This window comes from Accumulibacter sp. (genome assembly GCF_036625195.1).
Lineage (GTDB): Bacteria > Pseudomonadota > Gammaproteobacteria > Burkholderiales > Rhodocyclaceae > Accumulibacter.
The window spans coordinates 1,325,618-1,345,969 of the sequence record NZ_JAZKUG010000001.1; the positions used below are offsets into that span (position 1 = coordinate 1,325,618).

General features: G+C 67.7%; 18 protein-coding genes. 16 read left to right on the forward strand and 2 right to left on the reverse strand.

The window, feature by feature from the left end:
• The 7 genes from tolR (at position 1) to queE (ending at position 5,860) form a co-directional block, all read left to right on the forward strand.
• A complete protein-coding gene (gene tolR, locus V5B60_RS05765; RefSeq protein ID WP_332346090.1) occupies positions 1 to 405 on the forward strand; it encodes a protein TolR in 405 nt (134 codons plus the stop codon).
• Between the two features lie 38 nt (positions 406 to 443).
• Positions 444 to 1,460, forward strand: a complete 1,017-nt coding sequence (gene tolA / locus V5B60_RS05770) for a cell envelope integrity protein TolA (RefSeq protein ID WP_332350439.1) — start codon at positions 444 to 446, stop codon at positions 1,458 to 1,460.
• Positions 1,461 to 1,512: 52 nt separating this feature from the next.
• Entirely contained in the window at positions 1,513 to 2,415 is a 903-nt protein-coding gene (locus tag V5B60_RS05775) for a hypothetical protein (protein ID WP_332346091.1), read from the forward strand.
• 116 nt (positions 2,416 to 2,531) lie between these two features.
• Complete coding sequence (gene tolB / locus V5B60_RS05780) at positions 2,532 to 3,824, forward strand: Tol-Pal system beta propeller repeat protein TolB (RefSeq protein ID WP_332346092.1); 1,293 nt, start codon at positions 2,532 to 2,534, stop codon at positions 3,822 to 3,824.
• A gap of 39 nt (positions 3,825 to 3,863) precedes the next feature.
• Positions 3,864 to 4,391: a peptidoglycan-associated lipoprotein Pal gene (gene pal / locus V5B60_RS05785; protein WP_332346093.1), complete on the forward strand. Its 528-nt coding sequence runs from the start codon at positions 3,864 to 3,866 to the stop codon at positions 4,389 to 4,391.
• 40 nt (positions 4,392 to 4,431) lie between these two features.
• Entirely contained in the window at positions 4,432 to 5,196 is a 765-nt protein-coding gene (ybgF, locus tag V5B60_RS05790; RefSeq protein ID WP_332346094.1) for a tol-pal system protein YbgF, read from the forward strand.
• A 4-nt stretch (positions 5,197 to 5,200) separates the two neighbouring features.
• Positions 5,201 to 5,860: a 7-carboxy-7-deazaguanine synthase QueE gene (gene queE, locus V5B60_RS05795; RefSeq protein ID WP_332346095.1), complete on the forward strand. Its 660-nt coding sequence runs from the start codon at positions 5,201 to 5,203 to the stop codon at positions 5,858 to 5,860.
• 101 nt (positions 5,861 to 5,961) lie between these two features.
• On the opposite strand, the gene V5B60_RS05800 is transcribed toward queE, so the two are convergent.
• Entirely contained in the window at positions 5,962 to 7,074 is a 1,113-nt protein-coding gene (locus V5B60_RS05800; protein WP_332346096.1) for a hypothetical protein, read from the reverse strand.
• A 698-nt stretch (positions 7,075 to 7,772) separates the two neighbouring features.
• Between V5B60_RS05800 and V5B60_RS05805 the strand changes: the two genes are divergently transcribed.
• The 6 genes from V5B60_RS05805 to V5B60_RS05830 all read left to right on the forward strand — a co-directional run bounded on the left by V5B60_RS05805 (position 7,773) and on the right by V5B60_RS05830 (position 15,034).
• Positions 7,773 to 9,752, forward strand: coding sequence for a polysaccharide biosynthesis protein (locus tag V5B60_RS05805; protein WP_332346097.1), 1,980 nt, complete (start codon positions 7,773 to 7,775; stop codon positions 9,750 to 9,752).
• Positions 9,753 to 9,855: 103 nt separating this feature from the next.
• On the forward strand, positions 9,856 to 11,703 hold the full coding sequence (locus V5B60_RS05810; protein ID WP_332350440.1) for an NAD(P)H-dependent oxidoreductase subunit E: 1,848 nt from the start codon (positions 9,856 to 9,858) through the stop codon (positions 11,701 to 11,703).
• On the forward strand, positions 11,700 to 12,431 hold the full coding sequence (locus tag V5B60_RS05815) for a 2Fe-2S iron-sulfur cluster-binding protein (RefSeq protein ID WP_332346098.1): 732 nt from the start codon (positions 11,700 to 11,702) through the stop codon (positions 12,429 to 12,431). Before V5B60_RS05810 ends, V5B60_RS05815 begins: the two co-directional genes overlap by 4 nt.
• A gap of 1 nt (position 12,432) precedes the next feature.
• Positions 12,433 to 12,987 (forward strand): NADP oxidoreductase, encoded by a 555-nt coding sequence (locus V5B60_RS05820; protein WP_332346099.1) that lies wholly within the window; start codon positions 12,433 to 12,435, stop codon positions 12,985 to 12,987.
• 19 nt (positions 12,988 to 13,006) lie between these two features.
• Positions 13,007 to 14,512 (forward strand): Ni/Fe hydrogenase subunit alpha, encoded by a 1,506-nt coding sequence (locus V5B60_RS05825; RefSeq protein ID WP_332346100.1) that lies wholly within the window; start codon positions 13,007 to 13,009, stop codon positions 14,510 to 14,512.
• Positions 14,513 to 14,527: 15 nt separating this feature from the next.
• Positions 14,528 to 15,034 (forward strand): hydrogenase maturation protease, encoded by a 507-nt coding sequence (locus V5B60_RS05830; RefSeq protein WP_332346101.1) that lies wholly within the window; start codon positions 14,528 to 14,530, stop codon positions 15,032 to 15,034.
• A gap of 143 nt (positions 15,035 to 15,177) precedes the next feature.
• Here V5B60_RS05830 and V5B60_RS05835 read toward each other — a convergent pair whose 3' ends face one another.
• Positions 15,178 to 16,125: an NAD-dependent protein deacetylase gene (locus V5B60_RS05835; protein ID WP_332346102.1), complete on the reverse strand. Its 948-nt coding sequence runs from the start codon at positions 16,123 to 16,125 to the stop codon at positions 15,178 to 15,180.
• 209 nt (positions 16,126 to 16,334) lie between these two features.
• On the opposite strand from V5B60_RS05835, the gene V5B60_RS05840 reads away from it, so the two are divergent.
• From V5B60_RS05840 to V5B60_RS05850, 3 genes are all read left to right on the forward strand, one after another.
• Positions 16,335 to 17,525, forward strand: coding sequence for a DUF6600 domain-containing protein (locus V5B60_RS05840; protein WP_332346103.1), 1,191 nt, complete (start codon positions 16,335 to 16,337; stop codon positions 17,523 to 17,525).
• A gap of 237 nt (positions 17,526 to 17,762) precedes the next feature.
• A complete protein-coding gene (locus V5B60_RS05845) occupies positions 17,763 to 19,061 on the forward strand; it encodes an efflux RND transporter periplasmic adaptor subunit (RefSeq protein WP_332346104.1) in 1,299 nt (432 codons plus the stop codon).
• Positions 19,061 to 20,299 (forward strand): ABC transporter permease, encoded by a 1,239-nt coding sequence (locus tag V5B60_RS05850; protein ID WP_332346105.1) that lies wholly within the window; start codon positions 19,061 to 19,063, stop codon positions 20,297 to 20,299. Before V5B60_RS05845 ends, V5B60_RS05850 begins: the two co-directional genes overlap by 1 nt.
• Positions 20,300 to 20,352 lie beyond the last annotated feature (53 nt).

Sequence of the window (20,352 nt, forward strand, 5' to 3'; positions counted from 1 at the left end):
ATGCGTTCGCGTCGCCTGAAGAACGAGATCAACGTCGTCCCCTACATCGACGTCATGCTGGTGTTGCTGGTCATCTTCATGGTGACGGCACCGATGATGACCACCGCCAGCATCGACGTGCCGTCGGTCGGCAAGGCGGCACAGCCGCCGGTCGAAGCGCTGCAGGTGATCGTCCGCGCCGACCGGACGCTGGCGTTGCTGGCTCCCGGCAAGAACGAACGATCGCTGAGCCGGCGCGAACTGGTGCAGGAGATCGCCAGCGCGCAGCGCCGGAATCCGGAGCAGGCGGTGCTCATCGCCGGTGACAGGAACGTCAAGTACCAAGCGGTACTGGAAGTCATGGACGACCTCCAGCAGCAGCAGGTCAAACGCATCGGCCTCCTCGTGCAGCCCTCCGACAGGTGAGTCGCTGACCTGTGGAAGCGGTCCAGACCTTCCCGCGGATGCCACCGGATGAACCGGCGAAGTGGCCGTCGCTTGCCCTTTCTGCGACGGTGCACCTGTTGCTCCTGGGTGCGCTGTTCCTCGGCGTGCAGTGGAAGAGCCAGTTGCCGGCGACGGTCGAAGTCGAGGTCTGGCGTGCCGCACCGGCGCCCCCGTCGAGCGCGCAGCCCGAACCCCGGCCGGAACCCAGACCGGCAACACCGAAGGCCGAAGCCAAACCTGAGCCCCGACCCGAGCCGAAGCCCGAGCCGAAGCCGCCAGCGAAGCCTGAGCCCCGACCCGAGCCGAAACCCGAGCCGAAGCCGCCGGCGAAGCCTGAACCAGCGCCGCGAGCGATCGCCAAACCAGAACCGAAAGTGGAGCCCAAGCCACCAGTCCGGCCGGACATCGCGTTGAAGGAGGAAAAGAAGCCGCCGAAGGAGCCGGTCAAGGAGCCATCCCGGAAGGAGGAAGCGAAGATCAAGGAGCCACCGCGGAAAGAGGAGCCGAAGACCCGCGAACCGGTGCGCAAGGAAGAGGTGAAGGCGAAGGAGCCGCCGCGCAGGGAAGAGGCAAAGGCGAAGGAGGAGCCCAGAGCGAAGGAACCCGAGCGGCGTCCAAGCTTCGACGATGAACTGAAGCGGGAGCAGAAGCAGTTGCAGCAGCAGAAGGCGGCCCAGGAGCAGCGGGCGCGAGCCGATGCCGAAGCGCGTCAGCTCAAGCAGTTGCAGGCCGAGCAGGCGGCCGCCGACGCGAAGCGCGGGCAGGCCGAGTACATCGAGAAGATCCGCGGCAAGATCCGCGGCAACATCACGCTGCCGCCGGGAATCCAGGGCAATCCACAGGCCGAGTTCGAAGTCACGCAACTGCCCAGTGGCGAAGTGCTTGAGGTGAAGTTGCGCCGTTCGAGTGGCAACCCGGCACTCGACGCCGCCGTCGAGCGGGCGATCCACAAGTCGTCGCCGCTGCCGAAGCCGGCCAAGCCCGAGCTGTTCGAACGTGTTCTGAAGATCCCGTACAGACCGCGCGACGACTGAGGGCGCGGATGGGGTGAGCCGCGGTCATGCACCAGAGCGCCCGGGAGGCGAAATGAGTGCTCGTCAACTCGACCTCTTTCTCGATTCACGCGAGGTGGTGCTGGTCAACGATGTCGTCGCTGCCTTTCGCGCAGGCGAGTGCGCGCGGGCGCGGAACGCACTTGCGGCCCTGCGCGCCGAGTCGCCGGAACGATCCGAACTGGCGCCTTTCGCGGTTCTCCTCGCCTTCCTCGAGAAGCTTCGCGAGAGCGATTTCGCAACCCCCGACGGCGACGGCCTCGCGCAGCTGCTCGGCGAGATCGACGCGGTCGTCGTTCCTGCCACCCAGGCTCTCGGCAGCGAGGCAAGGGGATTCCTCGACCGGATCTGGCGAAGGCTCGCAACCGCCGCTGCCGGCCAGCCGTTTGACCCGGCGCGCCCGCAGATCCACGCTGCCGCTTTGTACCTGCGGGCGCACGCCGGTGCTGAAGCCGAGGGCGCGGCGAGCCGCATCGCCGACGGCTGGAATGATCCGCTGATCCTGCGCTGGCGAGCACTGGCCCGCTACCGCGTTGGTGGTTTGCAGGCAGCCCGCTGGCAGATCTTTTCGCTCGCCTGGTTCGCTACCGACTCCTTCCCGCAACTGCTCGCCGAACTCTCTGCACCGGAGCTGGAGAGCGACTGGCGGCGCTTTCACTCTGCAATCGAGATGCCTGACGCGTCCTGGTTTCCTGCCTGGTGTCTGCTCCCTCATCCCGAGTTCGTCGCTGCGCTCGCCGGCGAGATCTCGCCGCCGATCAGGCGGGCCGCCGCAGGCATCCCGGGGTTGGGCGCCTTCCTGGCGCTGACGAAGATTCTCGCCATCGAACCGGGCGGCTACAGCCGGGCGCTGGTCGACGAAAGAGCGAGGCTGCAGGCGATCGACGCCACTTTCTTTGCCGCCTACATGCGCTCGCGCACGGTCCGACATCGCTAGCACGACCGTCGCCGGGGCTGGCGCCGCCTGCAGGACGGGCCGCCGGATAACGTATCGTTACAAATCAGGAGCATCCATAGACGATATAATCGCGCCTTCCGTGATGGACATGCGCGATGTCTGAGTTTTCGATCAAACTGGGTTTTCTTCGGCTGTTCGCTCTCGCTGCCCTGGTTCTGCTGCTGCGACCGGCGCATGGCCAATTGACGGTCGAGATCACCGGTGCCGGTGCCAACCGCATTCCGGTGGCGATCGCCGATTTCGGTGGCGATCCTGCTTCCTCGCGCATCATCACCTCCGTCATACGGGCCGATCTCGAACGCAGCGGCCTCTTCAGGATGGTCGACACCAGCGGCGTCGCGATGACCGAGGCGACCGCCCCGGTCTTCACTGACTGGAAGAATCGCGGCGCCGATGCGCTCGCCGCCGGCAGCATCGGCGCCAGCAACGGAGGCCGCGAGGAGGCACGCTTTCGCCTTTTCGACGTCACCAAGCAGTCGGTTCTCGGAGGTTCCGCCTTCGTCACCTCGAAGGCGACGCTGCGCGCTGCGGGACATCGCATCGCCGACATCATCTACGAAAAACTGACCGGTGAGCCGGGCGTGTTCTCGACCCGGGTCGCCTACGTCGTCCGCGCCGGCGCGGCCCGCTATGAACTGCACATCGCGGATGCCGATGGCCAGAATGCACAGGTGGCGCTGATCTCACGGGAGCCGATCATCTCGCCTTCCTGGTCGCCTGACGGCGGCCGCCTGGCGTATGTCTCCTTCGAAAACAAGAAGCCCGTCGTCTACGTCCATTCGCTGGCTTCGGGCAAGCGGGTCGTCGTCGCCAATTTCAAGGGATCGAATTCGGCCCCGGCCTGGTCACCGGATGGTCGCCGGCTGGCGGTGGTCCTGAGCAAGGACGGTGGTTCGCAGATATTCCTGGTCAACGCCGACGGTTCGGGAGCGCAGCGCCTGACGACCGACAATGCGATCAACACCGAGCCCAACTTCTCGACGGATGGCCAGCACGTCTATTTCACTTCGGATCGCGGTGGCAGTCCGCAGATCTACCGCATGAGCGTCAGCGGTGGCGATGTGCAGCGAGTCAGTTTCGAAGGTACCTACAACGTCAGTCCGCGCATCTCGCCCGATGGCAGGTCGATGGCCTTCATCAGCCGCCGCGACGGGGGCTTCCGCCTGTCGGTGATGGATCTGGCGAGTCGCCAGGTGCAGGTGCTCACGGATTCGAACAAGGATGAATCGCCGACCTTCTCGCCGAATGGCCGGATGGTTCTGATCGCCACCGAGATGGGCGGCCGCGGGGTGCTCTCGGCGGTCTCACTCGATGGCCGCATCAAGCAGCGCCTCTCCATACCCGCGGGCGACGTCCGCGAGCCGGCATGGGGCCCTTACAATCGCTGACCAGGCATTCCGATGGCAAACATAGCGCAGGAGAAATTCATGAAACGACTCGTCATACCGGCCGCTCTGGCCCTTCTGGTCGCCGCTTGCAGTTCGACGCCGGAGGGCGGTGATCAGTCAGGCGCGCCGGTCGAATCCCGCGCTGGTGGCCCTTCGGTAGCCACGGTGACGACGGGGGGCGTCGATGGCGGCAGGTTGCCGGCTGTCCTCACCGATCCGAAAAGCATTCTCTCCAAGCGCAGCGTCTATTTCGATTACGACAGCTACGAAGTGAAGGCCGAGTACAAGGATCTGGTGACGGCGCATGCCAAGTTTCTGACCGAGAACCGCCAGTTCCGCATGCTGATCCAGGGAAACACCGACGAGCGCGGCAGTCGTGAGTACAACCTGGCGCTCGGCCAGAAGCGAGCCGACGCAATCAAGAAGATGATGGCCCTGCTCGGCGCTCGCGAGGACCAGCTCGAAGCCGTCAGCCTGGGTGAGGAGAAGCCCAAGAACGAGGGTCACGGCGAAGCCGCATGGGCAGAGAACCGTCGCGGTGACATGCTCTACAGCGGCGAGTTCTAGAGTGTCGGCAGGGCTGCTGCGCTCCGCCGTGCGGGGAACAATGGCTCGCCGCCTGGCCCTGGCTGGCCTGTGCGCCACCGTGCTCGCCGTCCGGCCGGCGCAGGCTGGCCTCTTCGATGACGACGAGGCACGGCGGCAGGTCAAGGATCTGGCGATCAAGACCAGCGAACGCCTCGACACCGTTGCCAAGGGTCAGATCGAGCTGGCCAATCAGATCCAGGCCCTGCGCGACGAGAATGCCCGTCTGCGTGGTCAGGTCGAGACCCTCACCTACGAACTCGATGCGGCCCGCAAGCGACAGCAGGACTTCTACGTCGATCTCGACGGACGTCTGCGCAAGCTGGAACCGCAACCGGCTGCCGGCAGCGATCCGAAACCGCCTGCGGACGACGGCAAGGCGCCCGCCGAGCCGCCCAGGAAGGCGGCCAGCGATCCTGCGGCCGAAGCGCGTGAGTACGAGGCGGCGCTGAACCTGTTTCGCGCCAACAAGCTCAAGGAGGCGGCAGCGGCCTTCGAAGCCTTCGCGCGTGCGCATCCGGAAAGCAGCCTGACGCCCAACGCTTTCTACTGGCTGGGCAATGCCCAGTACTCGCTGCGCGACTGCAAGAAGGCAATCGATGCCCACCGCATCGTTGCCAGCAAGTGGCCCGCGAATTCGCGGGCACCCGAGGCCTTGCTGAACATCGCCACCTGCCAGCAGGAACTTGCGGACGCCAAAGGAGCGAAGGCGACGCTCGAGGCCGTCGTCGCCAAGTATCCGGACAGCGCCGCTGCCAGCACCGCCAGGCAGCGCCTGAAGAAGTAGGCCGGTGACGGCCTCGATCCGAGCTTCTGCGCTCACCGTCAACGAAATCTTTCTGTCGCTGCAGGGCGAAAGCACGCGGGTCGGCTTGCCGACTGTCTTCGTTCGCCTGACGGGCTGCCCCCTGCGCTGCAGCTGGTGTGACACCGTGTACGCGTTCGAAGGGGGGCGGAAGATGACCCTGCCGGAAGTGCTCGCCGAAGTCGCCGGCTACGGCGTCCGCCATGTCTGTGTCACGGGCGGAGAGCCGCTGGCGCAGAGGAACTGTCGCCAACTGTTGCACGAGCTCGCCGACGCGGGTCATTCGGTATCGCTGGAGACATCGGGTGCGCTTGACATCGCCGGTGTGGACCAGCGCGTATCGCGCATCGTCGACCTCAAGGCGCCCGGTTCCGGCGAATGCGAGCGGAACCGATGGCAGAACCTGGCACTTCTGACAGCAGACGACGAAATCAAGTTCGTCGTGCGTGACCGCCTCGACTATGATTGGGCGCGCCGCCAGATCGCCGAGCGCCGGCTTGCCGCGATCTGCACTGTGCTTCTGTCGCCGGTGGCCGGCGACTTGGCGCCCGCGACCCTCGCAGGGTGGATCGTCGACGATCGCCTGCCGGTGCGCTTCCAGCTCCAACTGCACAAGATCCTCTGGGGCGACGCGCGCAGCCGCTGATCGAGGACGGTTGCCTGATCCCGGCGGGAGGCGGTCAACCGACCGGCAAGACTGCCTCCACCCGGGTCCGGCTCTTCGGCATGGACACAGGGGCGCTCCGCTTACTGCTTGGCTGCCGGATGCGTCCCGCGGGCATCTGCGTTCTCACCGCGCAGCCACTGTCGCCACGGCTCCTCAGGCCTGAATGCCAAGACCCGTCCGTCGTGCCTGTCGGCGACGAGCACCTCGTCAGCGGTGAATAGAGCGGTGTCGGCATGGGCGAGCGCGACGGCGCAAGGTCGGCGCAGGCCGGCGTGCCGTAGCATGCCGATCGTTCGTCCGGCGCACGAAACGAGGCGCAGGGCACCCGCCTGCAGACCTGTGGTGTCGCCTGATTCCGCGACGACGAAGCCGGGTGGGACGGCGTCGAAATGGGCGAAAAGCCGCAGCGGTGCGATCTCGATGATCTCGGAGGTGCTCGCGCTGCCATCGGGATTGAACGGCACGTGGCCGAGGACGGCGGAACTGACGCCGTTTCCCGTGTAACAGAGCCCCTGCTCGCGCAGCCTCAGGCCATTCGGCTTGCACCCCGGCGGGCGGTGCCAGAGCGTACAGCGGGTGCTGTCGGCAGAGCCGTCGGTCGCGACGCGATAAATGGCGGCGGCGAAACCCGGTGCGCTGTTGGCGACGTAGAGGCAGGAGTGCTGCGGATCGATGGCCAGGCCGTTGGCCAGGAAGTTGCTGCCCAGTCCGCCGGACCCTGCGTCTGGCGCCAGCGATGCCAGTCGCTCGGTGAACGCGAGGGGCGTCCGCCGCAGGTCGCAGCGCAGGATCCATGATTCGACGCGAAAGCTGAACGCCGCCATGTAGAGTTGCAGCAGGCACTTGGCCACCTGCTCGACATCGTTGAGGTCGTTGAGGATCGTCCTGACGAGCGGATTGTCGCTTTGGTGAAGATGCGCGCAGGCGAGGTACAGGAAATCGCCGTCGGTCGCCATGCCGTTCTTCATGCAGTCGGTCGGCACACCGTCCACGGCGAAGGCGACACGTTCCGTCCGACTGCTCCCGTCAGCCGACGCGAGCAGTTCGAATACGCCATCGCGCCCGCTGGCGAAGAGTCGCTGGTTGGGCGTCAGGACGAGGCTGTCGATGCTCGCGATCTGACTGCACAGCGTTCTGAGAGAACCGCCCACCGTCGCGGGTTGCGAAAGGAGAGAGGTGTAGAAGGGGATCATGGGGAACCTCGAAAGCCGAGCGCCGTCACCCTGGGCCGCCAATCCGAGACAGCCGCGAGAGAGCTTGGCCGCCATTGGCAGCGGATTGCACCGGGCGGATACCTGCCCCGGCCGGCCGATTCTGCTCTTGCGGCACGGCTGCCGCCAATAGTTTCTGCTTATGCGATCACGCCGGGACTAACTCGTGCAGACGGGCTGAGTCACGACGAGGCAGTCGGCATCCGGCAATGTCCATCATCCTGGCGGCAACAGGTGCTGCAGCAGGCCGGCTGTAGTACGATGTGCGAGCGGCACAGTCGTGATCGGCCAAGACAGGCAGTTGGCCCCAGGCCTCCGATCGGTGCCGCGGCATCATGCGGACGCGTGGTGCGAACGGCGCTTGCCGCCGCTGCTCCTTTCCGTCTGGAGTCTCATGTTTGCTGCGTGGCCGCTGATCAATCGGCGACCGGCACCCGGGCAACCGGGCGTCGGCGCTTGTTGGTGCGCATTCCTGAGGCCGACGGCGAGCGCATCGGGTGCCGCCCGGCATGAGCCGGTCCGTCGTGCCCACTTGGGGTTCGCGCATGTTCCCGGGCCGCCTTTGCGCAGCCGAAATCCTGCCCCAGGGAAGCAGGGGTCTCGCTGGCCGCGCCGGCCACCGATTGGCGCGTGTGCAGTGGCTCCTCTTTGCAGTTTCCTGTCGCGGGGGCGTGCAGGCGATGCCTAAGCTGTTGCCGGAACGCCTGTCGAACGCCCTGATCGACCTGCCGCGCCGCAACAAGCAGGCACTGATGCTTGCCGGTGATGCCGTGCTGCTGATCGCTTCACTCTGGGCAGCCTATGCCCTGCGCTTCGGTGAATGGTTCCAGCCGAATCGCTCGCAGCTGCTGCTGATGGCCATCGCGCCCGTGCTGGCGATGCCCGTCTTCCTGAAGATGGGCCTGTATCGCTCGGTGATCCGGTATCTTGGCGAGCAGGCCCTGTGGTCGGTGGTCAAGGCGATGTCGCTGGCAGCACTGCTCTGGGCGGCGCTGGCGTTCATGACGCAGATGACGGGCGGCCAGGGGGTGCCGCGCGCGGTGCCGCTGCTCTACTGGCTCATCGGCACGGTTCTCGTCGCCGGCTCGCGCTTCTCGGCCCGCTGGCTGCTGTGGTTTCCGGTGCGCAGTCGCTTTGCCGGGCGCCAGGTGCTCATCTACGGTGCCGGCGAGGCCGGACGGCAGCTTGCCGCTTCGCTGCGTCGCGGCCGCCAGCTCTTTCCGGCCGGTTTTCTCGACGACGATGGCACGTTGCAGGGCAAGGATATCGGCGGTTTGCGCGTCTATGCGCCCGAACAGCTCGAATCGCTGATCAACCGCTTCGACATCCACGATGTCATCGTCACCCTGCCTTCGGCCTCGAATGCCCGCCGCCGTGAGGTCGTGTCCGAACTGGAGCGGCATCCGGTGCGGGTACGCATCCTCCCCTCGCTGACGGACATCGCCAGTGGCCGGCATCTGGTCAACATGGTGCGCGAAGTCGACATCGGTGACCTGCTCGGGCGGGACCCGGTGGCCGCCGATCCCGCCCTGCTCGGGCGCTGTGTGCGCGACAAGGTGGTCCTCGTCACCGGTGCCGGCGGTTCGATCGGCTCCGAACTGTGTCGGCAGATTGCGGCTCTGGCACCGGCGCGCCTCGTCCTGCTCGAAGCAAGCGAACATGCGTTGTACCAGATTGATCGCCTGCTGCGCTCAATCGGCGAGCAGGAGGTGGTGCCCACCCTTGGCTCGGTCGGCGATGCCGACCTGGTGGCACGATTGCTCGCCACTCACCGCGTCGATACCATCTATCACGCTGCCGCCCACAAGCACGTGCCGCTGGTCGAGGCCAACGTTCTCGAAGGAGCGCGCAACAATGTCCTGGGCACGCTGACCGTTGCCCGGGCCGCGTTCGACGCGGCGGTCGCGACCTTCGTCCTCATCTCGACCGACAAGGCGGTGCGGCCGACGAACGTCATGGGTGCGAGCAAGCGTCTCGCCGAGCTGGTGGTGCAGGACTTCGCCCGCCGTGCCAGCGCTGGGGAAACCGGCCAGCGATTCTGTGCCGTGCGCTTCGGCAACGTGCTCGGGTCGAGCGGTTCGGTGATTCCGTTGTTCAGGGAGCAGATCGCCCAAGGGGGGCCGGTGACCGTCACCCATCCGGAGGTGACGCGCTACTTCATGTCGATCCATGAGGCGGTCGAACTGGTGATCCAGGCCGGCAGTCTGGCGGCCGGTGGCGAGATCTTCCTTCTCGACATGGGCGATCCCGTGCGGATCGTCGATCTTGCCCGCAACATGATCCGCCTGGCAGGGCAATCCGTGCGGGACGAGGCCAATCCCGACGGCGATGTCGAGATCGTCATGAGCGGCCTGCGCCCGGGCGAGAAGCTGTACGAAGAACTGCTGATCGCCAGCAGCAACGCCGAGGGAACCTCCCACCCGAAGATCATGAGGGCAACCGAACCCGGGCTGGAAGCCGAGGCGCTGGCCGGGTTGATCGATGCCCTGCGGGCGGCGATGGCGGTCGGTGACACGGCAGCAGTGAGGACCATGCTGATGCGGGTCGCCGGCGATCGTCGCTGCGCGCCAGCGGCCGCTCCGCCCGCCCGTCCATCCGGGCGCGGAACGACGCGGCCGATGGCCGGGGTGACCGACCCGCCCTCAGCCCCCCCATGCTGATCGAGGCGGGTTTTTCGTCGTTTCGTTTGACCTGCGTCAGCACCACGGCTGCCAGGAACAGTAAGCTTGCGCAATGGATCGCCATACGCGATGGTTGCGGGAGATGGTCGTGGCCGACGAGTGCTTCGATGCGACAGCTGTGGCAGCACTGCTGCAACCGGTCGTCGACCGTCATCGACGCGATCCCCTGCGCTTGCTGCAAATCCTGCGTGAGGCGCAGGAAGTGCTTGGCTACCTGCCGCGGACGGCATTGACCGCCATCGCCGACGCCGTCGAACTGCCGCGTGCGCGTGTCGAGGGCGTTGCCGGCTTCTACTCGTTTCTCCATCTGCAGCCCGTTGGACGCTATCGCATCCTTTTCTCCGACAACGTGACCGATCGCATGCTTGGCAGCGTCGAACTGATGGATCGCCTGTGCCACCGCCTCTGGATCGAGCGCGGCAAGGTTTCGGAGGACGGCCTGGTCAGTGTCGACACCACCTCCTGTACCGGCATGTGCGATCAGGGGCCGGCGCTGCTGGTCAATGGACGGCCGCTGACGCGCCTGTCGGCCGAGCGCATCGACCGCATCAGTGAGCTGGTGCGGGCGCAGGTGGCGGTAAGCGACTGGCCAGAGGAGTGGTTTCTCGTCGCCGACAACATCCGCCGCCGCGATGTGCTGCTCGCCACCGCATCCACTCCCGGCGAGGCGATGCGGGCTGCGGTTGCGCGAGGACGCGAGCCACTGCTCGACGAGCTGAAACGGTCCAACCTGCGCGGGCGCGGCGGCGCCGGTTTCACGACCCACACCAAGTGGGAAGCGGCCCGTTGCGCGCCGTGCCGTGACCCGCAAGGCGGTCGCTACCTCGTCTGCAACGCCGACGAGGGCGAGCCCGGCACCTTCAAGGATCGCGTCCTGCTGGCAAGCCACGCCGATCTCGTCTTCGATGGCATGAGCGTCGCCGCTTTCGCCATCGGCGCCAGGCAGGGCCTGCTCTACCTGCGCGGCGAGTATGCCTGGCTGCTGCCGGCGCTGAACGAGAACCTCGCGCGGCGGCGTCGCAACGGCTTGCTGGGCGTGGCCGCTTGCGGTCAGCAGGACTGGAACTTCGACATCGACATCCATCTCGGTGCCGGCGCCTACGTCTGCGGCGAGGAGACGGCACTGCTCGAGTCACTCGAAGGCCGGCGTGGCGTCCCCAGGATCCGACCGCCCTATCCGGCGCAGCAGGGCTACCGCGGTCAGCCGACGGTGGTGAACAACGTCGAGACCCTGTGCAAGGTGGGCCTGATCGCGCTCAGGGGTGGCGACTGGTTTGCCGGTCTCGGTACCAAGCAGTCGACGGGCACCAAACTGTTGTCGATCGCCGGCGATGTCGAGTCACCCGGGGTCTATGAGTACCCCTTCGGCGTCTCCATCGACCAGGTGCTGCACGACTGTGGTGCCGGCAATGCGCAGGCGGTCCAGGTGGGCGGTCCATCGGGAAGCTGCCTGGCGCTGCACGAGTTCACGCGCCGCATCGCCTTCGAGGATGTGCCGACGGCCGGAGCGTTCACGGTCTTCGGCGCGCACCGCGACCTGTTCGAGGTCGCCCGCAACTTCGCCCATTTCTTCGCCCACGAGAGCTGCGGCTTCTGCACCCCCTGCCGGGTAGGCACGACGCTGGTCGCCAACTGCATGGACAAGATCGCCCGGGGCGACGGATCGCAGTACGACATCAACGAAATCTTCCGCATCCATCGCCTGTTGCATGCCGCCAGCCACTGCGGACTCGGCCAGACGGCGTGCAATCCGCTGTTCGACACCCTCAACAAGTTCCGCCCGGCCTACGAGCGACGCCTGCGATCGCTCGACTTCGTACCCGCCTTCGACCTCGACCAGTCGCTGTCGATCGCCCGCCAGATGACCGTACGCGACGATCCGGCAGCGCATTTCGGCCCCGCTGCCGGGGTTCAGCGAGCCGAACGATGAACACCCCGACCCTGTTGCTCGACGGCCTGCCGGTTCCCTTCAGCGTCGGGCAGACGATCATGGAAGCGGCGACAGCCGCCGGCATCTTCATTCCCCACCTCTGCCACCACCCAGACTTCAAGCCACAGGGCAGCTGCAAGCTGTGCACCGTGAAGGCGAACGGCCGCTACGTCTCGGCGTGCACGATGCCGGCGAAGGACGGGATGGAGGTCGAGAACAACTCGCCCGATCTCAACGACAAGCGGCGGACGCTGTTGCAGATGCTGTTCGTCGAGGGCAACCACTTCTGCCCCTCGTGCGAGAAGAGCGGCGACTGCCTGCTGCAGGCGCTGGCCTACGAACTCGAAATGCTGACGGCGCATTTCCCGCAGTTCTATCCCGACCGGCCGGTCGACGCCTCGCACCCCGAAGTCCTCCTCGACTTCAACCGCTGCATCCTCTGCGAGTTGTGCGTTCGCGCCAGCCGTGAGGTCGACGGCAAGAACGTCTTCGCCCTCTCCGGGCGCGGCATCGGCAAGCACCTGATCGTCAACGCCGAATCCGGCCGCCTCGCCGATACCGGCTTCTCTCTCGCCGACAAGGCTGCGCATGTCTGCCCGGTCGGCGTGATTCTCGCGAAGCGGCGGGGCTTCCTGCAGCCGATCGGCTGTCGGCGTTATGACCGACAGCCGATCGGCATGCAGTTCGCCAGTCCGCCGGGGAGCGGCGGCAACGGGCCGGAGCACTGAGATGAACCCGCCCGTCGGGCAGCGCAAGCTGCGCCTCGCGACGACATCGCTGGCCGGCTGCTTCGGTTGCCACATGTCGCTGCTCGACATCGACGAGCGCCTCTTCGAGCTGCTCGACCGCGTCGATCTCGATCGCTCGCCGCTGACCGACATCAAGCACTGCGGTCCTTGCGACATCGGCCTCATCGAGGGTGGCATCTGCAATGCCGAGAACATCCACGTCCTGCGCGAATTTCGTCAGCAGTGCAAGGTACTGATCGCCGTCGGCGCCTGCGCCATCAACGGTGGCCTGCCAGCGCAGCGCAACCATCTCGACCTCGGGCAGTGCCTGCAGGAAGTGTACCTGACCGCACCCGGGATCGTTGGCGGCCGGATTCCCGACGATCCCGAGCTGCCGCTGCCGCTCAACCAGGTGCATCCGATCCATGAAATCGTCCGCATCGACTATTTCATCCCGGGCTGCCCGCCATCGGGCGATGCCATCTGGAAGTTCCTCACCGACCTGCTCGATGGCCGCACCCCACGCCTCGGGCATCCACTGCTGCATTTCGACTGAGCGCAAGGCGACGAACAGGATGGCGACTGCAGATTTCCCACTGGCCAGCGCGACCGGCGATGGCGGCAACCTGCGGCGGATTGCCCTCGACCCGCTGTCGCGCGTCGAAGGGCACGGCAAGGTCACCCTGCTGCTCGATGATGCCGGCCAGGTGTGGCAGGCGCGGCTGCACATCGTCGAGTTCCGCGGTTTCGAGAAGTTCATCCAGGGCCGCCCGTACTGGGAGGTGCCGGTGATGGTGCAGCGCCTCTGCGGCATCTGCCCGGTGTCGCACCACCTGGCGGCGGCGAAGGCGCTCGACCATGTCGTCGGCGCCGACGAGCTGCCGCCGACCGCCGAGAAGCTCCGCCGGCTGATGCACGCCGGCCAGATCCTGCAGTCACACGCGCTGCATTTCTTCCATCTCTCGTCGCCCGACCTGCTCTTCGGTTTCGCCAGCGACGCCGCCCGGCGCAACATCGTCGGCATCGCAGCGGCACATCCCGAGGTCGCTCGCCAGGGGGTCCTGTTGCGCCGGTTCGGGCAGGAGATCATCCGCCTCACCGCCGGCAAGCGCGTGCACGGTACCGGTGCCGTACCCGGCGGCGTCAACCGCGCGCTGAGTCGCGCCGAGCGCGCCGATCTGCTGGCCGGCATCGAACAGATCATCGCCTGGAGTCGGCAGGCCGTGCAGCTCGTCAAGCGGCTGCATGCCGCCGACCCGGAGCTCTACGACCACTTCGGGACCTGTCGCTCGAATCTGCTCTCGATCGTCGGCGCCGGCGGTGTGCTCGATTTTTACGACGGCCGCCTGCGGGCCCGTGATGCCGATGGCCGGCTGCTTGCCGACGCCGTCCACGTCCGCGATTATGCCGAGCTGATCAGCGAGGAAGTGAAGTCCTGGAGCTACATGAAGTTCCCTTTCCTGTCCGCAATCGGACCGCGGGACGGCTGGTACAAGGTCGGCCCGCTGGCCCGGGTGCAGAACTGCGAAGCGATCGCGACGCCTCTGGCGGAAGCCGAGCGGCGCGAGTTCATCGCCCACGGCGGTGGCCGGATCGTCCACGCGCCCCTGGCCTACCACTGGGCGCGGATGATCGAAATGCTGCACGCCGCCGAAGCGATCGAGGACCTGTTGCACGATGACGAGCTCTCGGGCAGCGAGCTGCGCAGCAGTGGTGTGCGCCATCACGAGGGCGTCGGCGTCATCGAGGCGCCGCGCGGCACGCTCATTCACCACTACCGGGTCGGTGACGACGATCTGGTGACGATGTGCAACCTGATCGTTTCGACGACGCACAACAACCAGCCGATGAACGAGGCCGTGCGTCGCGTCGCGCAGCGCTACCTCGACGGCCAGGAGCTGACCGAGGGCCTGCTCAACCACATCGAGGTGGCCATCCGCTGTTTCGATCCCTGCCTGTCGTGTGCCACGCACGCACTCGGCCGGATGCCCCTGGTGCTCGAGCTGCTGGACGCCTCCGGTCGACTGGTCGGACGACTGGCTGGCGCGCCGGACGCCCTGTCGTCCGGCGGCGGCAGCTGAAGGACGGCGGCAGCGATGGTCGCGCGTGCGCCGGTCGCCGTCCTGGCCTGCGGCAACCCGAGCCGTGGCGACGACGCACTCGGGCCGCTGCTGCTCGAACGGCTGCACGCCTGGCTGGCGACCGCCGGCCGCAGCGCCGCCTTCGAACTGATTGGCGACTGCCAGTGGCAGATCGAACACGCGCTCGATCTGGTCGGCCGCGAACGCGTGCTGTTCATCGATGCCGGCGCCCTGACGCCGGCACCCTTCGTCTTCGAGCAGGTGCAGGCCAGTGGCTTTGTCGGCCCTGGGTCGCACGCACTGTCGCCGCAGGCTCTGCTCTCGGTCCTCGCCCGGATCAGCGACGAACCGCCCCCGGCCGCCTTCGTCCTGGCTGTTCGCGGTGAGCACTTCGAACTCGGCGGCGCACTCGGCCACCGCGCGCTGGCCCACGCCGACGCAGCCTTCGCCTTCCTGCAGGAGCTGTGTCGCGCGGCGAGTGCCGCAGGCTGGCGGGACTTGCTAGCAGCCTGTCGGACTTGATGGGTCGAAGCGAAAGAAGTGGGAGACGAGCGCAGTTTTTCACGGATTTCAAGCGAATAGTGGTTCTATTCGTGCAGAAATACGGGGAGAAATGAGCCGTCTTCCCACTTCTTGCAGCCGACTTGGTCAAGTCCGACAGGCTGCTAGGCCGGTCGCTGCACCGCCAAGTCCAGCAGTCGCCCGAGTACGGCTCCGCATTCGCCCTCGACCTTGCATGCGAGGAGATGGTCCGCCCGCGTCACGCCGTCATTGACCGCCAGAACCGGTTTGCCCTGGCGCTGCGCGTAGTCGGCGAGGCGGAATGCGGAGTAGACCATCAGCGATGAACCAACGACCAGCAGTGCCGGCGCTGCGTCGATCGCTTGCGTTGCCGCACTGACACGGACGCGGGGCACACTGTCGCCGAAGAAGACGACATCCGGCTTCAGCATGCCGCCGCAATCCGGGCAACCGGGAACCTGGAACGTTCTGGCGATGGCCTCGGCCAGCGTGGCGTCCCCGTCCGGGCCGGGGCAGACGGCGACATCTTCCATCCCGGGATTCGCGGACCGCAGCCATTCCTGCACCGCAGAGCGCAAGAATCGCTGTCCGCAGGCGAGACAGAGCACCGTACCGATGCCGCCGTGCAATTCGATCACCCGTCGGCTGCCTGCCTTCTGGTGCAGTCCGTCGACGTTCTGCGTGATGACCCAGGAGACGACTCCCCGCCGCTCCATCTCGCTCAGCGCCCGATGCCCCGCTGTCGGACTGGCTCGCCCCAGGCGTGGCCAGCCGACGAAGCTGCGCGCCCAGTAACGCTGGCGTACCGGTGCTGACGTCAGAAAGTCCCGATGCTGGATGGGCGTGGCCTGTTGCCATCGGCCGTGCCGGTCGCGATACGCCGGGATGCCGCTGGCCGTGCTCAGCCCGGCGCCGGACAGCACGACCACCGGCGCGCCTCGCAGCCATCGCGCGAGCCGGTCGATGGCCTGGGCGTCGCCGAGCTGCTCGGCGGGCACCGTGCTGTCGTGGGGGGCTGCCCGATCGGCAGCTGCGAAGCGGCGCACGACCGGACCCCCCGGATCGGCGGGGACAGCGTCGGGACCGTTCATGCCGATGCTCCTGCAAGGTGCTCGCGCCAACCGCTCGCCCGGCCACGCCGGCTGTGCTTCTCCGGCCAGAAGTTGTCGTGACGGGGCTTTCGTGCAGCCATTGTGCGACTTTTGTCACGGTCTGTCACCGGCCGTCGCCCAGAATGGCGGGCGAGACGTTGCTTGCCTGATCGGCAGCTGTCCTGCCGCTGTACATGGGAGGAAAAGCCATGCCTCATACGCCGCACAACCTGCAGCACTGCGGTAGAGCGCTGCTCCGCACGCTCCTGTCGTCGCGGGCGACACGACCCACCGCGGGCGATCCGGTCGCCAGGGTCGGCCGAATTGCCAGGATCGGCGGCCCGGCATTCCTTTCGCATGCGGCGGGCAGCGGCGTCGAGGCCGCCATCAGGAACTGGCCGCTGACCAGCGGTGATCTCCTGTCGACCGGCGTCGCCGGCAGCGTCGAGGTCGAGATCGGCTCGACTCTGGTGCACCTGGACGCCGACAGCGTGCTCGCGCTGGTTCGCGTCGATGATGAGCAACTGGCCCTGCGCTTGCGCGCCGGCAGCCTGACGATCCGTTGTCGGTCTCCGGAGATGGCGCGACAGGTTGCCATCGAATGCGGTGATCTGCGTTTCGAGCTGTGCGACGCCGGTTTCTACCACCTTGCTGCCGGCAGCGACAGCGTCGCCGGAACGGCCTGGCAGGGGGCCCTGCGCTGCTCCGCCGGCGGCCGGTCGCGGCTCATCGCTGCCGGGCAGAGCGTTCGGCTGAGCGGCGACGGCGAACACGACGAAGCGCTGCCGGTCGACGGTGCCGGGCTCGCGCTGTGGACGCCAGCCTGCGACACGCCATGCGGGACGACTGAGGATCGCGGGCACGTGGCAGAGGAGTTGACCGGGTCTGGCGACCTCGCGCTTCATGGCGACTGGTACGAAACGGCGGCCTATGGCGCCGTGTGGTTCCCGCGTGACCTGCCCGCCGAATGGGCACCCTACCGCTACGGCCAGTGGATCTGGCTGGCACCCTGGGGCTGGACCTGGATCGGCGCCGAACCCTGGGCCTTCGCTCCCTTCCATTACGGGCGCTGGGCCTGTTTCCGCGGTGCCTGGGGCTGGCTGCCGGGATGCCGCAGGCAGCAGCCGGTCTACGCGCCGGCGCTGGTGGCCTGGAGCGATCCGGTCGAGGCCGGGAGACCACCGTGCGGCAGCCAGCCGGCCACCGACTGGCTCCCCCTCGGGCCGCATCAAAGCTATGTGCCGCCGTACCGCTGCAGCGACCGTTACCTGCAGCAGATCAATGCGCCCCATGACGGCGACGGCAGCCACCTGGACGAGACGGGCCGGCAGCTGCTGGTAAGGCTGTGGACACGGGTCCGCGAACCCCTGCGCTCGTCGGGCGGCACAGCCCGCGCTTGACGCAGTCGCGATTGCTGGCGCGCGCGGCCGTTTCGCCGCGCCGACTGATCGCACTGCCGGCATGGCTTGGCGTTGCGCCGGCAACCGCGAACGATGGCCAGCATTCCGCGCGCGCCAGGTGAGCCAAGTGTGGGATGATTCGCGGCGCAACATCCTGGTCAGTTGCTGGCGTCAGGTGCCGCCGCCGGCGTCACCCCGATTGCGCGGCGCTGCCGCTCGAACCCGACAAGCCGCCCCATGCCCCGCCGTCCGCTCCTCATCCTTGCCGCACTCGCCACCATCGCCAGCGGCACGACCGCCTGGTGGCTGAGCCGTCCGCCGATCGTCCCGGCAGTGCGCATCCAGGCTGAGCCGCTGGTGCGCAGCCTGCAGTTCTCCGCGCGCGTGGCGACCGAATCGCGGGTGGATGTCGGCAGCACGCTGACTGGCCGGGTGCTCGAGGTCGCGGTGGACAAGGGCGACCGGGTTGTCCGTGGCGCCACGCTGATCCGCCTCGAGACGGACGAACTGCAGGCCGCTCTGGCACAGGCGCAGGCCAGCGAGCGCCAGGCGTCGGCGCGCCTGGCGGGCTTGCGCAGCACGGGCCGCCGTGTCGCGCAGGCAGCGGTGGCGCAGGCGGAATCGGTTCTGGCTGCGGCGCAGGCCGACTTGCAGCGGACGCAGTCGCTGGTCGCCAAGGGTTTCGTCAGCGCCGCGCGCCTCGACGAGGCAAGCCGTGCCGAGGCCGTGGCGGCCGCGCAACTGGCCACTGCGCGCGCGCAGAGCACCGCCAATGCCGAGCAGGGAAGCGACATCGTCCAGGCCGAGGCGCAGCTCGCTCTGGCAGCCGCAGCCACCGCCGCGGCGCAGGCTCGCCTGGCCCAGGCGATCATCACCGCGCCCGCCGACGCGCGCGTGCTCGCACGCCTGGTCGAGCCGGGACAGATCGTCCAGCCCGGACGTGCGCTGCTCAGCTTGGCGCTGGCTGGGCCGTTGCAACTGGTGGCACAGGTCGACGAACGCTACCTCGAACAATTGCAGGTCGGCCAGGACGCGAGCGTGCTTGCCGATGCCTTTCCGGAGCGGCGTTTCACTGCCCGCGTACTGTCGATCTCACCCCTGGTCGACGCGCAGCGCGGCGCGGTCGAGCTCAAGTTCTCGCTTCCCGGGGCACCACCGGAATTCCTGCGTGAGGACATGACCCTGTCGGTGGAAGTCGAGACGGGCCGGCGCGACGCGGCGCTGGTGGTACCGGTCGACGCGCTGCGCGGCGACCAGTCGGCAAGCAGCGCCGTCGTCCTCGTCGAACGCGATGGCCGGATCGAGGAACGCCCGGTGCAGCTGGGCCTGCGCACGCTCGACGCCGCCGAGGTGCGCGCCGGGCTGAGCGCCGGCGACACCGTCCTGCGGCTGCCGAGCGGCAGCCCGCTCAAGGCCGGCAGCCGCGTGCGCGTGGTCGTCGCGGCGAACGGCGCTGCCGCAGCCGCTGCGCGCAATCCGGGTGGCGCGACACGCGAGGACGCCGGCACCGCGATGAGCAGCGCCATGGGGCGCTGATGGGCAGACCGATGATCGGCTGGCTCGGCTTCGAAGCGCGTGTCGCCGTCCGTTTCCTGCGCGAGGGGCGCATGCAGACGGTGCTGATCATCGTCGGCGTCGCAGCCGGCGTCGCCGTCGTCGCCTACATCTCGGCGCTGATCAGCGGCCTGCAGCGCAACACCCTGGAGAAGACGCTGGGGGCGCAGGCGCACCTCAGCGTCAGCGCGCGCGACGACGTCGTGATTCCGGCCCGTGAACCGCTGCCGGGCAGCACGGCGCTGGTGCAGACCCAGCCACGCGTGCAGCGCCCGCGCAGCATCGGCAATTGGCAGTCGCTCGTGCCGGTACTCGAGGCGACGCCGCTGGTGGCCGCGGTGTCGCCGATGGTTTCCGGCGCCGGTCTCGCGCAGCGCGGCGAGGCGACGAAATCGATCGCCCTGATGGGCGTCGACCTCGACCGCTATGACCGCATCGTGCATCTGCGCTCGAAGGTCGTCCAGGGCGAGGCGCGCCTCGGCCCAGGAGAGGGCATCATCGGCCGCGAACTCGCCGACGACCTCGGTGTGCGCATCGGTGACCGCATCAGCCTGGTGACCGGCGGCTCGAGCGACTCGCTGCGCGTCACCGCATTGGTCGATCTCGGCGTCCGCGAACTCAACCGGCGAACCGTCATCGTGCCCCTGCGCGCGGCGCAGAGCCTGGTCGGTCTGCCGGGCGGCGCCACCGGCATCGACCTGGCGCTGACCGACGTCTGGGCGGCGAAAACGCTGGCCGCCGAGCTGGCGCAGCGCCTGCCCTACAAGGTCGAAAGCTGGCAGGAGGCGAACGCGCAGCTGGTTTCCGCGCTCAACGCACAGTCGGTCAGCACGGCGCTGATCCGCAGCGTCGTCATGGTCGTCGTCGTGCTCGGCATCGCCAGCGTGCTGGTCGTCTCGGTCGTGCAGAAGCAGCGCGAGATCGGCATCCTGCGCGCCATCGGCGCAACGCGCGGGCAGATGCTGCGCGTCTTCCTGCTGCAGGGAGCGATCGTCGGCGCGCTCGGCTCGCTGCTCGGCGTCCTGCTCGCCACCGGGCTGATCAAGGCCTTCACCACCTTCGTCCGCGGCAGTGACGGCCTGCCGCTGTTCGCCATCTCGCTGCCACCGGGCTTGGCACTGGCCATCGCCGGCATCGCCACGCTCTGCGGGGTGCTGGCGGCAGTCGCACCGGCACGCCGCGCAGCGGCGCTCGACCCGGCGCAGGCCATTCGCCTGTGAGACAGCCGGTGATGATCCAGCCACGCTCCGGTCGATGCTGCCAGCCAGCCGGC

Excerpts from the sequence above, each read along its gene's own strand:
- V5B60_RS05820 (WP_332346099.1), top strand. The coding sequence starts at position 12,433 with ATGAACCCGCCCGTCGGGCAGCGCAAGCTGCGCCTCGCGACGACATCG.
- V5B60_RS05810 (WP_332350440.1), top strand. The coding sequence starts at position 9,856 with ATGGTCGTGGCCGACGAGTGCTTCGATGCGACAGCTGTGGCAGCACTG.
- pal (WP_332346093.1), top strand. The coding sequence starts at position 3,864 with ATGAAACGACTCGTCATACCGGCCGCTCTGGCCCTTCTGGTCGCCGCT.
- V5B60_RS05840 (WP_332346103.1), top strand. The coding sequence starts at position 16,335 with ATGCCTCATACGCCGCACAACCTGCAGCACTGCGGTAGAGCGCTGCTC.
- V5B60_RS05850 (WP_332346105.1), top strand. The coding sequence starts at position 19,061 with ATGGGCAGACCGATGATCGGCTGGCTCGGCTTCGAAGCGCGTGTCGCC.
- tolA (WP_332350439.1), top strand. The coding sequence starts at position 444 with ATGCCACCGGATGAACCGGCGAAGTGGCCGTCGCTTGCCCTTTCTGCG.
- V5B60_RS05775 (WP_332346091.1), top strand. The coding sequence starts at position 1,513 with ATGAGTGCTCGTCAACTCGACCTCTTTCTCGATTCACGCGAGGTGGTG.
- V5B60_RS05835 (WP_332346102.1), bottom strand. The coding sequence starts at position 16,125 with ATGAACGGTCCCGACGCTGTCCCCGCCGATCCGGGGGGTCCGGTCGTG.
- V5B60_RS05800 (WP_332346096.1), bottom strand. The coding sequence starts at position 7,074 with ATGATCCCCTTCTACACCTCTCTCCTTTCGCAACCCGCGACGGTGGGC.
- tolB (WP_332346092.1), top strand. The coding sequence starts at position 2,532 with ATGTCTGAGTTTTCGATCAAACTGGGTTTTCTTCGGCTGTTCGCTCTC.
- V5B60_RS05805 (WP_332346097.1), top strand. The coding sequence starts at position 7,773 with ATGCCTAAGCTGTTGCCGGAACGCCTGTCGAACGCCCTGATCGACCTG.
- V5B60_RS05830 (WP_332346101.1), top strand. The coding sequence starts at position 14,528 with ATGGTCGCGCGTGCGCCGGTCGCCGTCCTGGCCTGCGGCAACCCGAGC.
- V5B60_RS05825 (WP_332346100.1), top strand. The coding sequence starts at position 13,007 with ATGGCGACTGCAGATTTCCCACTGGCCAGCGCGACCGGCGATGGCGGC.
- V5B60_RS05845 (WP_332346104.1), top strand. The coding sequence starts at position 17,763 with ATGCCCCGCCGTCCGCTCCTCATCCTTGCCGCACTCGCCACCATCGCC.
- ybgF (WP_332346094.1), top strand. The coding sequence starts at position 4,432 with ATGGCTCGCCGCCTGGCCCTGGCTGGCCTGTGCGCCACCGTGCTCGCC.
- V5B60_RS05815 (WP_332346098.1), top strand. The coding sequence starts at position 11,700 with ATGAACACCCCGACCCTGTTGCTCGACGGCCTGCCGGTTCCCTTCAGC.
- tolR (WP_332346090.1), top strand. The coding sequence starts at position 1 with ATGCGTTCGCGTCGCCTGAAGAACGAGATCAACGTCGTCCCCTACATC.